Here is a 13,417-nt window from a genome sequence, read left to right on the forward strand (position 1 = left end):
CCTCCATGAACACGAAATGGGGCAGCCTCGCCATCGCCTGCCTTGCCCAGCTCCTGCTGGCCATCGACCTGACGGTCCTCCACCTCGCCCTGCCCAAGCTGACCGCCGACCTGAGCCCGACCGCCACGCAGCAGCTCTGGATCGGCGACATGTACGGCTTCGCGCTGGCCGGCCTGCTGATCACCATGGGCAACCTGGGCGACAGGATCGGCCGCAAGAAGCTCCTGCTGATCGGCGCCTTCGGCTTCGGCGTCGCCTCGGTCGTCACCGCCTACGCGCCCAGCGCCGAACTGCTCGTCGCGGCGAGGGCGCTGCTCGGTGTCGCGGGCGCCACGATCATGCCCTCCACACTGTCCATCATCCGCAACGTCTTCACCGACCCCGCCGAGCGCACCATGGCGGTGGGCATCTGGAGCGGCATGGGCGCGGCGGGCTTCGCGCTCGGCCCCATCGTGGGCGGCCTGCTGCTGAACTCGTTCTGGTGGGGATCGGTCTTCTTGATCAACCTGCCGGTGATGGCGCTGGTGCTGATCGGCGGAGCCCTGGTGCTGCCCGAGTCGCGCAACCCCCACGCCGCGAGGATCGACCCCGCGAGCGTGGTGCTGTCGGTCGTCGGCGTGGTGTCGGCGGTCTACACGATCAAGAGCTGGGTCATCGACGGCTTCGCGGCCAACGTGGCGATCGCAGCCCTGCTGGCGGTGCTCGCCCTGCTGTCCTTCGGGTGGCGGCAGACACGGCTGGCCGTCCCGCTGGTGGACCTGCGCCTCTTCCGCTACCGCGCGTTCTCGGGCGCGGTCGGCGCCAACCTGTTCGCCATCTTCGGGATGATCGCGCTCAGCCTGATCTTCGCTCAGTACATGCAGCTCGTGCTGGGCTGGACGCCGCTGCAGGCGGGCCTCGCCTCGCTGCCCGGCGGTCTGGCGGGAGCGGTCGGCGGCGCGCTGGCGGCCAAGCTGGTCATGCGGTGGGGGCGCAACACCGTCGTGGCGCTCGGCCTGCTGATGTCGGCCTGTTCCTTCGCCGTCTACACCCAGGCCGACACCACCACGACCTTCTCCTACCTGCTGATCGGCATGATCATCGGTGGGCTGGGAGTCGGCTTCACCTTCGCCGTCACCAACGACACCATCCTGGCCGCCGTGCCGAGGGAGCGGGCGGGTGCCGCGGCCGCGCTCTCGGAGACCGCCTTCGAACTGGGCGGCTCCCTCGGCATCGCCGTTCTCGGCAGCATCCTGGCCGGCGCCTACCGCGACAATCTCGTGCTGCCCCCCGGGCTGCCGCCGCAGGTGACCGACAGCCTCGGCGCCGCCCTCAGCGTGGCCGACCAGGTGCCGCCCCCGGTGATCGAGGCGGCCAGGCTCGCCTTCGTCGAGGCGCTCCAGGTGACCGCCCTCACCACCACCGGGCTGCTCGCGGTGCTGGCCGTGGTCGCCTTCCTCACTCTGCGCGGCGTGCCCAAGGTGATCCCCGACGACGTCCTCTCACACGCGTGACCGTCAGCGGCGGCCCGCGGCCTGCTGAGGGGCGGCGGGCTCCGGGAGGGGACGCAGGCTCCTCAGGCGGGTGACGATGAGCACGGCGGCGAGGCCGGTCATCAGGGGCGGCACCACGAAGGCGACCGAGGGGCCGAAGCGGTCGACGAGCTGTCCCGCGATCGAGGCGCCGGTGGCCAGCCCGAGTCCGATCCCGCCGGTCAGCCAGGTGAAGGCCTCGGTCCGCACCTCGGCGGGGGTCAGCCTCTCGATGATCGTGTAACCGGTGATGACGACGGGGGCGATCACCAGGCCGGCCAGGCCCGCCGCGCCGTACAGGAGGGGGACCGACCCGGCGAACATCAGCGCGCTGGTCGCCGCGGCGAGCAGCGCGAGCCCCCAGGCCAGACGGGCGGGAGCCGAGACGCGCCAGCGGATCGCGCCGTAGAGCAGCCCGCCCACCACGCTGGCCCCTGAGAAGGTGGCGTAGATCGGCCCCGCGACGGCGGGGACGCCGAGCTGGGCGGTGTAGGAGGTGATGCCGACCTGCATGCTGCCGAAGACCGAGCCCATCGCGAGGAAGCCGAGCGCGAGCAGCGCGACGCCGCGCAGCCGCAGCACCCCCTTGCTCGACCGCACCTTCACCGGCATCGGCTCGGGGGCGCCGACGCGGGTCAGCGCGAAGACGACGGTGCCCGTGACGATGAGCGTGAGCGCGACGGCCAGCGCCACGACGGGAGAGAAGAGGGTCGAGAGCGTCACCAGCAGCACGGGCGCCAGCGTGAACGTGAGCTCGTCGGTGATCGACTCGACGGCGAAGGCGGTGCCGAGCTTGCCCGAGCCGCCGAGCGTGTGCGACCAGCGGGCCCTGACCATCGCGCCCACCTGCGGCAGCGAGGCCCCTGCCAGCGCGGCGGTGAGCACGAGCAGCGCGAGGGAAGCGTGCGAGGCGGCCAGCGCGAGCAGCGCTCCAAGGGCGAGCGCGTGCACCGTGACCTGCGGGAGGAGCACGCGTGGCTGGCCGTACCTGTCGGCCAGGCGTCCGGTCTGCGGGCCGATGACGGCCTGCGAGACGGCGGCGGCCGCCGAGGCCACCCCTGCCGCGCCGTACGAGCCGGTGGACCACTGCACCAGCAGCAGGATGCCCATCTGCAGCATCGCGTACGGCAGGCGGGCCACGAGCGCGGGCGCCAGGAAGCGCCACGCGCCAGGTGTGGCGAGAACGTCGAGATAGGACTTCACAGCTGGGGACCCCCGGGAGCGCCATCGAGATGGGCTTCGTCGACCGGGGTAGATACCGCGCTGCGGCCGCCGTGCGGTCTGCCAATAGAACCAGTTGTCCATTTTAGTCGATGGATGGCGGGGATGAGGACGCTCAGGACCTCCGGGGCCCCCGCAGCCGTTCACGCTCTTTGACGCAGGGCCGCGTCCGCGTCGGGTCGAGCGCGCCCACCCGCGTCCCGATCAGCCTGGACAGGCCCTCGATGGCCCTGATGCCGGTGCCGTGGCCGGGCTGCTGGTCGGTCTGTACGGCAAGCAGCAGGTCCCTGCCGGGCCCGTGCACCCACCCGTAGCTGGTCACCGCCCAGGTGTTCCTGACGAAGGGCCTGGGCGTCCACCCGTTCTTCAGCGCGACCTTGTCCCCAGGCCTGGCCGCCGCGCTGATCCCCCACGCCTGCTCGGGCTGCACCCGCTCCATCAGCGCCAGCACCTGGGCCCTGTCGCCGTCGCGCAGCCCCCTTCCGCCGCGCACCAGCAGCTCCATGAGCCTGATCCGGTCGGCGGGGCTGGTGTGGGTGCCGCCCCAGTACTTGCTGGGCCCCGGGGTCGTCTCGCGCAGGCCGAGGCGGCCGTAGAGGCGGCTCATGCCCTCGCCGCCGCCCACCTTCCACCACAGCGAGTCGGCCGCGGAGTTGTCGCTCTCCGTGATCATGCGCGTGGCCAGGTCCTTCTCTCCCTCGGACAGCCGGTGACGGCGGTCGAGAAGGGCGGTGAGGATGTCGACCTTGGCGCCGCTGGCGGTGATCATGTCGTGCTCGTGCTCGCCCTGCCCCACGGTGGCGCCGGTGCGCAGGTCGCGAGCCATGTAGACGACCCTGCCAGGCTGCCTGGCGAGGTAGCGCCTGGCCTCGGCCCTGAGCGCGGTCCCGGCCCTGGCGGCGGCGGGCTTGTCCTGGTAGGTCTCCGTGCAGGGGCCCGGCAGGACCAGCTTCACCTTCGCCAGCTTGGGAGCAGGCTCCTGCGGCGCACCACAGGCCGCGACCATGACCGCGAGCACCACCGCCCACATCGCCGACCGCATATTCCACCCCCGTGCTCAATGCGGGGGAATGTCCGGTCTTTTCCCGGAAGATCACACCACTACACGTGCGCTCCCAAGAACTCGGCGGTCGCCTCCACCGCCTGGGTGACGTACGGCTCGGCGTCGTAGAGGTCGATGTGCCTCCTGGCGTCCAGCCAGACGAGCTTCTTCGGCCGGCCCATCCGCTTGTAGGCCTCCTCCGCGCCCTCGGGCGAGCAGAATTTGTCGATCACCCCGTGCACGATCAGGCCCGGCGTGGGCGACAGGAAGTCGGCGCCCATCATGTTGTCCATCGTGACCAGCTCGCGGATGCTCGCCCTCGTCACCTCGTTCCTCCAGGTCGGCGAGGCGGTCGAGCCGTAGTAGGCGTAGGGCTCGTCGCCCGGCATGGCGGCCTCGCCCTCCTCCGAGACGGCGGGCAGGTACTCCACCGCCCCTCCCTGGTCCTGCCGCTCCAGCACCTGGGTGAGGTCGGCGAGGATGGTCTCGTAGTGCCTGCCGTACGGGTGGTTGTAGGCGCCCGCGATGCCCGCGAACGCCTTCACCCTCGGGTCGAAGGCGGCGAACCTGAGCGCGTAGCCGCCGCCCAGGCAGATGCCGACCGCGCCGATGCGCTCGGGGTCGGCCTCGGGCCTGCCGCGCAGCAGGGACACCGCGGCCCTGAGGTCGTTCAGCTTGCCCTGCGGATCCTCGTGCCCGCGGGGCAGGCCGCCCGACTCTCCCCAGTTGCGGTGGTCGAAGGCCAGCGTGACGTAGCCCTTGGCGGTCAGCCGCTCCGCGTACAGCCCCGCGACCTGGTCGCGGACGCCGGTGAAGGGCCCGGTGAAGACCAGCGCGGGATGCGGCCCCTCACCGTCGGGGATCCTCAGGTCGCCGACGAGCGTGATCCCGTCGACCTCGAACTCGACTCTCATGTGATCCAGTGTGTCGCCTCCGGCCGTCGCCGTGGAGGGCCGGAGGCGACGGATCAGGAGTCGAAGCCCAGGCCCATCCTGTCGAGCGTGCGCAGCCAGAGGTTACGCCTGCCCTGGTGCTGGTCGGCCTGGGCGATCGACCAACGGGTGAACTGGATCACCCCCGACCGCACGGGCTCGGGCGGGAACGGGATCGGCTTCTCGCGCACCATGGCCAGCTCGGTCCGTTCGGTGCGCTCGCCCGAGAGCAGGTCGAGCATCACGTTGGCGCCGAACCTCGTCGCGCCGACCCCCATGCCGGTGTAGCCGACCGCGTAGGCGAGGCGGCCGCCGTGCGCCTGTCCGTAGAAGGCGCTGAAGCGGCTGCAGGTGTCGATGACGCCGCCCCACCTGTGCGTGAAGCTCAGCTCCGACAACTGGGGGAAGGTGTCGTAGAAGTGTCCCGCCAGCTTGACGAAGGTCTCGTCGCGCTGCTCGTACTCCTGCTTGACCTGGCCCCCGTTGTAGTAGACGGCGTCGTAGCCGCCCCACAGGATGCGGTTGTCGTCGGTGAGCCTGTAGTAGTGGAACTGGTTGCCCGAGTCTCCCACGCCCTGCCTGTTGTGCCACCCGACGGAGGCCAGCTGCGCCTCCGACATCGGCTCGGTCATCAGCGCGTAGTCGTAGACGGGCACCAGGAAGTGCTTGAGCCGCTTCAGCAGCGGCGGGAAGACGCCGGTGCCGAGGGCCACCCTGGCCGCCCTGGCCACGCCGTACGGCGTGCGCAGGTCGATCGTGACGCCGTTGTCGTCCAGCGACCTGACGGGGCTGCGCTCGTAGATGCGCACCCCCACCTTGAGGCAGGCCTCGCGCAGTCCCCACGCCAGGCGGGCGGGGTCGACCATCGCGCAGCCGCTGCGCTCCCACAGTCCTCCGAGGTAGGTGGGCGAGTTGACCTCGGCCCGCACCTGCTCCTGGTCCATGGGGACGTAGTCGAGCCCGAGATCCCGGATCAGATCGAGGTGCCCGGACAGGTCGTCGAGCTGCCACGGCTCGGTGGCGACGTGCAGTTCGCCCGTCCGCTCGAAAGAGCAGTCGACGTCGTAGCGCCGCAGCGTCTGCTCGATCTCGTCGAGGTTCTCGACGCCCATGCGCTCGAGCCTGCCGATGTCCTGCGGCCATCTGTCGATGCCGTTGGGCAGGCCGTGCGTCAGTGTCGCCATGCAGAACCCGCCGTTGCGGCCGGTGGCCGCCCAGCCGATCCTGCGTCCCTCCAGCAGGACGACGTCCTGCCCAGGGTCTCTCTCCTTGGCCATCAGGGCCGTCCACAGCCCCGAGAAGCCGCCGCCCACCACGACGAGATCGGCTCGCGTGTTCCCGATGAGCCGCTTGAGCGGCTCGGGCCTGGCCGGGGTGTCCAGCCAGTACGGCTTGCGCTCCGCGTCAGCAAGAGCCTTCAGCGGATCCACAAATCTCACATCCCTACGTGAGTGCATCTCTGAATGAATTGATTGCCCGATCAGTCAGTTGACCGCGCGCGGGTTCCCCCCGCCTGAATCCGATCTCGCCTCCCTGTTCCTTGCCAAGGTTCCACGCGATCCACGGGCTCCCGATTCCACCGAGAGCCCAGGACCTCGCATTATGCCGAAATCCCCCGCCGAAGCGGGGGATCACGGTCGCTTCTAGGGGCGCCGTCGCGCGGTGACCGAGTTGGCCACCGCGATCACGACACCCACCGCGAAGATGAGTGTTCCCAGGATATTCACCTGGGGTGGGACGCCGATGCGGGTGGCCCCCCCAGATCCACAGCGGGAAGGTCTGCATCGCGCCGCTGGTGAACTGGGTGATGACGAAGTCGTCGATGGACAGGGCGAAGGCCAGCAGCGCCCCCGCCACGACTCCTGGCAGGATCATCGGGAAGGTGATCCGCCAGAACGTCGTCCACGACGAGGCGCCCAGGTCGCGGGCGGCCTCCTCGAGCGAGGGGTCGAGCCCGACCACGCGGGCCCGCACCGTGATCGCCACGAACGACAGCGAGAACAGCACGTGGGCGATGAGCGCGGTGGGGAAGCCCATGTCCACGCCCACGCTGATGAACAGCGACAGCAGCGAGGCGCCCATGACCAGTTCGGGCGAGGAGATCGCGGCGAACATGACCAGGTTCGTCGGGCCCTGCCCCTTGAACCTGTAGCGCCCGAGCGCGAGGCCCATGAGCGTGCCGAGCACCGTGGTGATCACCACGGAGAGCACGGCGAGCTTGATCGAGTTCATGACCGCGATGGTCAGGTCGGGATACTCGTCTAGCCGTCCCCACCACTTGAGCGTGAAGCCCTGCCAGGAGACGTTCGACTTGCTCCGCGTGTCGTTGAAACCGAAGGCGATCATGACGGCGATCGGCAGGAACAGCCAGGCGATGATCAACCAGACGTAGCCGAACAGCAGCCGGTCGGCGAGTTTGCGCTTCCTCATCGGGCCGCCGCCTCCAGCACGTTCTCGGTGCCCAGCGCCTTGGCGTAGGCGAAGATGCCCACGAGCATCGCGGCCATCAGCGTGAACGACAGCGCCGCCGCGGACGGGTAGTCGTTGTTGACCAGGTACTTCGTCTGGATGATGTTGCCGATCATCGTGTTCTGCGGACCGCCGAGGATGCCGGCGTTCACGTAGTCGGCCGTCATCGGGACGAAGGTCATCAGCACGCCCGCGAACACGCCGGGCAGCGACAGCGGCAGCACGATCTTGCGGAAGGCGTCCCTCCTGGTCGCGTAGAGGTCCTGCGCGGCCTCGACGACCCGCGGATCCACCCGCTCCAGTGCCACGTAGATCGGCAGGATCATGAACGGCAGGTAGTTGTAGACCAGCCCGCCGACCACGGCGACCGTCGTCTGCAGCACGTGGAAGTCCTCGGGCAGCACGCCGAGCGACTTGAGTGGCGCCAGCACGATGCCCTCGTCGGCCAGCAGGAACTTCCACGACACCGTGCGCAGCACGAAGGAGACGAAGAAGGGCAGCAGGACGAGCAGCAGGTAGGTGGACTTCCTCGCGCCGCCCTTGAAGGCGATCCAGTAGGCGATCGGATAGGCGAGCGCGATCGCGATGAGCGTGCCCGCCAGGCCGTACCCGACCGAGCGCAGGAACTGGGTCTGGAACAGCGCCAGGGTGTTGGTGTAGTTGGCGAAGTTGAAGGTCTGGGCGAACCCGTCGACCACGTTGCCCTCCTGGGTGGACACCGAGGCCATGAAGACCATCGGCACCACCAGGAAGATCGCCAGCCACAGCCCACCCGGCAGGATCAGCAGGTAGGGGGTGAGCCGCTTCATGCCACTAGCCCTGTGTGATGGGCTGGAAGATGCTCTCGAAGAGCTGGTCGGTCTTGCTGTCCAGCATCAGGTACCCCCGCATCTTGGCCAGGTCGGCCTCGGAGGGATAGATCAGCGGGCTGCCTGCCAGCTGCTCCAGGAACTCCTTGTCCTCCCCCTCGGCCTTGGCCGCGTTGGCGAGCACGAGGTCCTTGGTGGCGGGCACGGGAGTGATGTAGTTGATGTACTCCACGAGCATCGTGGCGATCTTCGGCTGGTAGACGTAGTCCATCAGCGCCAGCGCGTCGACCGGGTTCTGCGCGGTCTTCGGGATGCACATGTTGTCCGACCAGATCGTCGCGCCCTCCTGCGGCACCACGAACTTGAGGTTCTTGCCCTCGGTGATCTGCTGGAACACGTCACCCGACCAGGCCATGGTGATCCAGATGTCGCCGCGCACGAGCGCGTCGATGTAGTCGTTCTCGTAGTACTTGCGCACGAGCCCCGCGTCACGCTGCTCCTGCAGCTTGGCGGCGGCCTTGCGCCAGTCGGCCTCCTTCGACTTCTCCGGGTCGATGCCCAGGGCGAACATCCCGAAGTTGGCGATCTCCTGGGCGTCGATCATCATGCCGACCTTGCCCTTGTACTTCGGGTTCCAGAGGTCGTTCATGCTGGTGACCTCGTCGACGAACTCCGGGTTGTAGGCGATGCCGGTGACGCCCAGCGTCCACGGGATGGTGAAGGTGTTGTTGGGGTCCCAAGCCGGGTTCTTCACCTTCTGCGCCGCGTTGGCGGCGAAGTTGGGCAGCTTGGAGTGGTCGAGCGGGGCCAGATAGCCCAGGCTCAGTGCTCGCTGGAGCTGGTTGCCGTTGGTCATGACCATCAGGTCGAAGCCGATGTCGGTGCCGGCGGCGAGCTGCGGCTGGATCTTGCCGAACCAGGAGCCGTTGTCCTGGATGGCCTCGGTGTAGCTGACCTTGATGCCCTTGTCCTGCTCGAACATCTTCAGCGAAGGGTAGTCCTTGCCGTCCTTGTCGATGTAGAGCGGCCAGTTCGCGAAGCGGAGCGTGCCGTTCTGCTTCTTGCCGGCCCAGAAGTCGGCGACGGCGTCCTTCTTCGGAGCTTCGGCCTTCTTCCCCTCGACGCCACAGGCGGCGAGGGCGAGTGCGGCGGCCGACATTCCGGCGAGCTTGAGTGCGTCGCGGCGACTGGTGGTCATGCCGCGCAGGAAAGCGGGGTTCGTGCGGATGTCCATGAGGTGGTTATCAACTTCCAATCGCGTATGAATGCTGCGGCTGCCAGGACAGCCAGACGGCGTCGCCACGCTCGGCCGTGATCGTCGCGTCGTTCGCGTTCTGCTGGAACACCGTCACCTCGGTGCCGTCGGACAGCCGTACGGCATAGCTGTTGTAGGTGCCCAGGTAGACGACCTCGGCGACGGTGCCCGGCACCGCGCTGACGTTCTGCGTGGGTTCGTCGACGTCGATCGTGATCTTCTCGGGGCGCACGGTCACGTTGACCTCGCCGTCCTGCCCCCCAGGGACCAGCACGCGCCCTCCGGCCACCTTCAGTACCCCGCCGGCGAGCGGGCCCGCCAGCAGGTTGGAGGTGCCGATGAACCCCGCGACGAACGCGCTCGCGGGCTGCTCGTAGATCTCACGAGGCCCTGCGAGCTGCTCGACCAGCCCGTCGTTCATGACGGCGATGCGGTCGCTCATGGTGAGCGCCTCGCTCTGGTCGTGCGTCACGTACACGAAGGTGATGCCCACCTCGCGCTGGATGCGCTTGAGCTCGATCTGCATGGCCTGACGGAGCTTCAGGTCGAGCGCACCCAGCGGCTCGTCGAGCAGCAGCGCCCTCGGATTGTTGACCAGTGCCCTGGCCAGCGCCACGCGCTGCTGCTGACCGCCGGACATCTCGCGCGGTCTGCGCTTCTCACGACCGGTCAGGTCGACGATGTCCAGCATCTCCCCGACGCGGCGCTTGATCTCCGCGTCAGGGGTCTTCTTCTGCTTCAGCCCGAAGGCGACGTTGTCCCACACGTTCATGTGCGGGAACAGCGCGTAGGACTGGAACACCATGTTCACGTCGCGCTTGTTGGGCGGGACGTTGGTGACGTCCTGGCCGTGGAGCCGCACCTTGCCCCTCGTCGGGTCCTCGAACCCGGCGATCATGCGCATGGTGGTGGTCTTGCCACAGCCGGAGGGGCCGAGGAGGGAGAAGAACTCCCCCTCGGCTATGGAGAGCGAGACGCCCTTGACCGCCTGGACGACCTCGCCATGCGAGACGTATTCCTTGATCACTTCATCAAGGTCGATAGCGCTGGTCATACCAGGAGATATCCCTCTTGTCGGGGCTATTCGCCGATGTAGTGCATGACGTGCTTGACACGGGTGTAGTCGTGCAGGCCGAAGACCGACAGGTCCTTGCCGTAGCCCGAGTGCTTGAAACCGCCGTGCGGCATTTCGGAGACGAACGGAATGTGAGTGTTGACCCACACCACGCCGAAATCGAGCTTGTTGGACATCCGCATGGCGCGGCCGTGGTCGGAGGTCCACACCGAGCCCGACAGGCCGTACTGCACGCCGTTGGCCTTGGCCAGGGCGTCGGCCTCGTCGGTGAACGTCTGGACGGTGATGACGGGGCCGAAGACCTCGTTCTGCACCATCTCGTCGTCCTGCCGGAGGTTGTCGACGATGGTCGGGGCGAAGAAGTAGCCCTTGTCGCCGACCCTGTGACCGCCGGTGAGGACCTTGGCGTGCGAGGGCAGCCGCTCGAAGAAGCCGGAGACCTTCGCCAGCTGGCTCTCGTTGTTGAGGGGGCCGTACAGCGCCTCCTCGTTGGACAGGTCGCCCGTGACGGTGCCGGCCGCGGCCTCGGTGAGGGCGGCGACGAACTCGTCGTGCACGCTCTCGTGGACCAGCACGCGGCAGGCCGCGGTGCAGTCCTGGCCGGCGTTGTAGAGACCCGCGGTGGCGATGGAGTCAGCGGCCGCCTTGAGGTCCTTGACGTCGTCGAAGACCACGACGGGGGCCTTGCCGCCCAGCTCGAGGTGCACGCGCTTCAGGTCGTCGGCGGCGCTCTTGGCGACGGCCATGCCGGCGCCGACGGAGCCGGTGATGGCGACCATCGCGGCGGTCGGGTGGCTGACGACGAGCGCGCCGGTCTCGCGGTCGCCGGTGACGACGTTGAAGACACCGGCGGGCAGCACGCTGCCGAGGATCTCGGCGAGCTTGACCGTCGAGGCAGGGGTGGTGTCCGACGGCTTCAGCACGATCGTGTTGCCCGCGGCCAGCGCGGGGGCGATCTTCCAGACCGCCATCATCATCGGGTAGTTCCAGGGCGTGACCTGGCCGATGACGCCGACGGGCTCGTGCCTGATGACGCTGGTGTGCTCGGCGAGGAACTCACCGGCCGTGGGACCCTCGAGAGTGCGCGCGGCGCCGGCGAAGAAGCGGAAGTGGTCGGCGGCGACGGGAGTCTCGTCCTCCGCCATGCGGGCCCGAGGCTTGCCGGTGTTGAGGCACTCGGCCTCGTTGATCTCGTCGGCCCGCGCCTCGATCGCGTCAGCGACCTTCAGCAGCAGCCCGGCGCGCTCGCCCGGCGTGGTCTGGCCCCACGATTCGAACGCCGCGGCCGCCGCGGCGTAAGCCGCGTCGACATCTTCCTGCCCTGAGATCGGGGCCTCGAGATAGGCCTCTCCCGTGCAGGGGTCGATGATGTCGGAGAATCGGCCGCTCTTGGCGTCCACGAACTCACCGTTGATGAAGTTCTGCAGACGGGTGGTCAACGTTGACCTCCTGGTGAGGTGGCTGAGTTGTCGCGACTCTGACAGAGGGCCAGCATTACGACAAGGGATTTCGTTGTGAATATATCAAATTGCTACGAATTCGCTTGACAGAGAGCCAAGAACTGACAACATGTCGCACCAGGGCCGCGCCAGCTATGTGCGGCACAGGAGGGATTGCCCCCACATGACGACCCCGCCCAAGGTTCGCAGGGACCCAGCAGAGGTCCGGCCTACCCAGGTCGTGCTCGACGACCTCTCCAAGCGGATCATCGAGGAGCTGCAGGAGGACGGCCGCAAGCCGTACGCGGCGATCGGCAAGGCCGTCGGGCTCTCGGAGGCCGCGGTGCGCCAGCGGGTGCAGCGCCTCCAGACCGACGGGGTCATGCAGATCGTCGCCGTCACCGATCCGCTGACGCTCGGCTTCCCCCGCCAGGCCATGATCGGCATCAACTGCGAGGGCGACCTCGACAGGATCGCCGACGAGCTGGCCTCGATCGAGGAGATCGACTACGTGGTGCTGACGGCGGGCTCCTTCGACGTCATCGTCGAGGTGGTCTGCGAGGGCGACCGCCACCTGCTGGAGATCCTCGGCAAGATCCGCGCCATCCCCGCCGTCCGCGCGACCGAGTCCTTCGTCTACCTGAAGCTGCGCAAGCAGACCTACTCCTGGGGCACCCGCTAAGCCCACGGACACCCCCTGGCGGGCTCAGCCGGGGAGGGCCTGGACGAAGCGGGTCAGCAGACGGGCGAACTCGGCCCGCTCCGCCTCCGTCCAGCCCTCCATCGCCGAGCCGAACACCGCCCTGCGCGCCTCGTGCGCCTGCTCGGCCGCCGCGCGACCGGCCTCCGTCATCACCAGCACCGAGCGGCGCCCGTCAGACTGGTCGGCCTCGCGCGCCACCAGCCCCGCCGCCACCGCCGCCGCGACCAGCCTGCTCGCCCTCGGCTGGTCGACGCCGAGCGCCTGGGCCAGCGTGGAGACCGTGACAGGGCCGCCCGCCTCCACGACGTCCAGCACGTCGTGGACCGGCCCTGCGACGCCCTGGAGCCTCGCCAGCGCCCTTCTGCTCTGCCTTCGCCTGACGGCCACCATCGCCGCTTCGACCCGCTCGACATCGTCCACGCCGCCATGATACATGTCACTTGACATATAGATTCCTCATGGCATGGAGATTGATTCGGGTGAACAATCGGATGATCGGCTACCGGCTCAAGCGGCTCGACGGGCTCATCGAGCAGACCTTCGACCGCCTGCTGGCCGAGGCCGGCCTCTCGCGCCGCCAGTGGCAGGTCCTCAACGTGCTCAGCCGTGGCGCCTGCGACGACGAGCGGCTCGGCGAGGAGCTGCGTCCGTTCTGGGACGGCGGGGGCGAGACGGTGGCCGGCGTCGTCGGCGAGCTGACGGGCAGGGGGTGGCTCGGCGACGACCCCGAAGGGCGGCGCGCTCTCACCGAGGGCGGCAGGAGCGCCCACGCGGCGGCCGCGGGCCGGGTGGGCGCCATCAGGACGCTGATGAGCGCGGGCGTGAGCGGAGAGGAGTTCGAGGCGACCATGGACGTGCTCCAGCGGATGGCCGACAACCTGGAGTTCTCGGGCACCCCGCGCTGACCGCCGCCGACCGCTAAGGAGGACGGCGGGCTCGCCGGTGATCGGAGGAGCCCGCC

At 68.7% G+C, this 13,417-nt stretch carries 12 protein-coding genes and 1 pseudogene; 3 read left to right on the forward strand and 10 right to left on the reverse strand.

The window, feature by feature from the left end:
- Nucleotides 1-5 precede the first annotated feature (5 nt).
- Nucleotides 6-1,493, forward strand: a complete 1,488-nt coding sequence (locus tag ABFX55_RS26810) for an MFS transporter (RefSeq protein ID WP_346125423.1) — start codon at nucleotides 6-8, stop codon at nucleotides 1,491-1,493.
- Between the two features lie 3 nt (nucleotides 1,494-1,496).
- Here the strand turns inward: ABFX55_RS26810 and ABFX55_RS26815 are convergent, their stop codons facing one another.
- The 9 genes and pseudogenes from ABFX55_RS26815 to ABFX55_RS26855 all read right to left on the reverse strand — a co-directional run bounded on the left by ABFX55_RS26815 (nucleotide 1,497) and on the right by ABFX55_RS26855 (nucleotide 11,753).
- On the reverse strand, nucleotides 1,497-2,714 hold the full coding sequence (locus ABFX55_RS26815; protein WP_346125425.1) for an MFS transporter: 1,218 nt from the start codon (nucleotides 2,712-2,714) through the stop codon (nucleotides 1,497-1,499).
- A gap of 133 nt (nucleotides 2,715-2,847) precedes the next feature.
- Nucleotides 2,848-3,774, reverse strand: a complete 927-nt coding sequence (locus ABFX55_RS26820; protein WP_346125427.1) for a serine hydrolase — start codon at nucleotides 3,772-3,774, stop codon at nucleotides 2,848-2,850.
- A gap of 59 nt (nucleotides 3,775-3,833) precedes the next feature.
- On the reverse strand, nucleotides 3,834-4,688 hold the full coding sequence (locus tag ABFX55_RS26825) for an alpha/beta hydrolase (protein WP_346125429.1): 855 nt from the start codon (nucleotides 4,686-4,688) through the stop codon (nucleotides 3,834-3,836).
- Between the two features lie 53 nt (nucleotides 4,689-4,741).
- Nucleotides 4,742-6,136: an NAD(P)/FAD-dependent oxidoreductase gene (locus ABFX55_RS26830; RefSeq protein WP_346131256.1), complete on the reverse strand. Its 1,395-nt coding sequence runs from the start codon at nucleotides 6,134-6,136 to the stop codon at nucleotides 4,742-4,744.
- Between the two features lie 213 nt (nucleotides 6,137-6,349).
- Nucleotides 6,350-7,136, reverse strand: a pseudogene (locus ABFX55_RS26835) (ABC transporter permease).
- Nucleotides 7,133-7,984 (reverse strand): ABC transporter permease, encoded by an 852-nt coding sequence (locus ABFX55_RS26840; RefSeq protein WP_346125430.1) that lies wholly within the window; start codon nucleotides 7,982-7,984, stop codon nucleotides 7,133-7,135. Before ABFX55_RS26840 ends, ABFX55_RS26835 begins: the two are co-directional and overlap by 4 nt.
- A gap of 4 nt (nucleotides 7,985-7,988) precedes the next feature.
- Nucleotides 7,989-9,218, reverse strand: coding sequence for a polyamine ABC transporter substrate-binding protein (locus ABFX55_RS26845; RefSeq protein ID WP_346125432.1), 1,230 nt, complete (start codon nucleotides 9,216-9,218; stop codon nucleotides 7,989-7,991).
- A 10-nt stretch (nucleotides 9,219-9,228) separates the two neighbouring features.
- Nucleotides 9,229-10,293, reverse strand: a complete 1,065-nt coding sequence (locus ABFX55_RS26850; protein WP_346125434.1) for an ABC transporter ATP-binding protein — start codon at nucleotides 10,291-10,293, stop codon at nucleotides 9,229-9,231.
- Nucleotides 10,294-10,319: 26 nt separating this feature from the next.
- Complete coding sequence (locus ABFX55_RS26855; RefSeq protein WP_346125436.1) at nucleotides 10,320-11,753, reverse strand: gamma-aminobutyraldehyde dehydrogenase; 1,434 nt, start codon at nucleotides 11,751-11,753, stop codon at nucleotides 10,320-10,322.
- Between the two features lie 184 nt (nucleotides 11,754-11,937).
- Between ABFX55_RS26855 and ABFX55_RS26860 the strand changes: the two genes are divergently transcribed.
- Nucleotides 11,938-12,435 carry an Lrp/AsnC family transcriptional regulator gene (locus ABFX55_RS26860; RefSeq protein WP_183648636.1) on the forward strand — a complete coding sequence of 166 codons (498 nt, stop codon included), beginning with the start codon at nucleotides 11,938-11,940 and terminating at the stop codon, nucleotides 12,433-12,435.
- Between the two features lie 24 nt (nucleotides 12,436-12,459).
- On the opposite strand, the gene ABFX55_RS26865 is transcribed toward ABFX55_RS26860, so the two are convergent.
- On the reverse strand, nucleotides 12,460-12,876 hold the full coding sequence (locus ABFX55_RS26865) for a MarR family winged helix-turn-helix transcriptional regulator (RefSeq protein ID WP_346125438.1): 417 nt from the start codon (nucleotides 12,874-12,876) through the stop codon (nucleotides 12,460-12,462).
- Between the two features lie 59 nt (nucleotides 12,877-12,935).
- Here ABFX55_RS26865 and ABFX55_RS26870 point away from each other — a divergent pair, with 59 nt between their 5' ends.
- Entirely contained in the window at nucleotides 12,936-13,361 is a 426-nt protein-coding gene (locus tag ABFX55_RS26870) for a MarR family winged helix-turn-helix transcriptional regulator (RefSeq protein ID WP_346125440.1), read from the forward strand.
- Nucleotides 13,362-13,417 lie beyond the last annotated feature (56 nt).

Source organism: Nonomuraea roseola (assembly GCF_039535395.1).
Lineage (GTDB): Bacteria > Actinomycetota > Actinomycetes > Streptosporangiales > Streptosporangiaceae > Nonomuraea > Nonomuraea roseola.

Bases quoted from the DNA above. Each gene is read 5' to 3' on its own strand.
- ABFX55_RS26810 (WP_346125423.1), top strand. From the start codon at position 6: ATGAACACGAAATGGGGCAGCCTCGCCATCGCCTGCCTTGCCCAGCTC.
- ABFX55_RS26820 (WP_346125427.1), bottom strand. From the start codon at position 3,774: ATGCGGTCGGCGATGTGGGCGGTGGTGCTCGCGGTCATGGTCGCGGCC.
- ABFX55_RS26825 (WP_346125429.1), bottom strand. From the start codon at position 4,688: ATGAGAGTCGAGTTCGAGGTCGACGGGATCACGCTCGTCGGCGACCTG.
- ABFX55_RS26840 (WP_346125430.1), bottom strand. From the start codon at position 7,984: ATGAAGCGGCTCACCCCCTACCTGCTGATCCTGCCGGGTGGGCTGTGG.
- ABFX55_RS26845 (WP_346125432.1), bottom strand. From the start codon at position 9,218: ATGGACATCCGCACGAACCCCGCTTTCCTGCGCGGCATGACCACCAGT.
- ABFX55_RS26850 (WP_346125434.1), bottom strand. From the start codon at position 10,293: ATGACCAGCGCTATCGACCTTGATGAAGTGATCAAGGAATACGTCTCG.
- ABFX55_RS26860 (WP_183648636.1), top strand. From the start codon at position 11,938: ATGACGACCCCGCCCAAGGTTCGCAGGGACCCAGCAGAGGTCCGGCCT.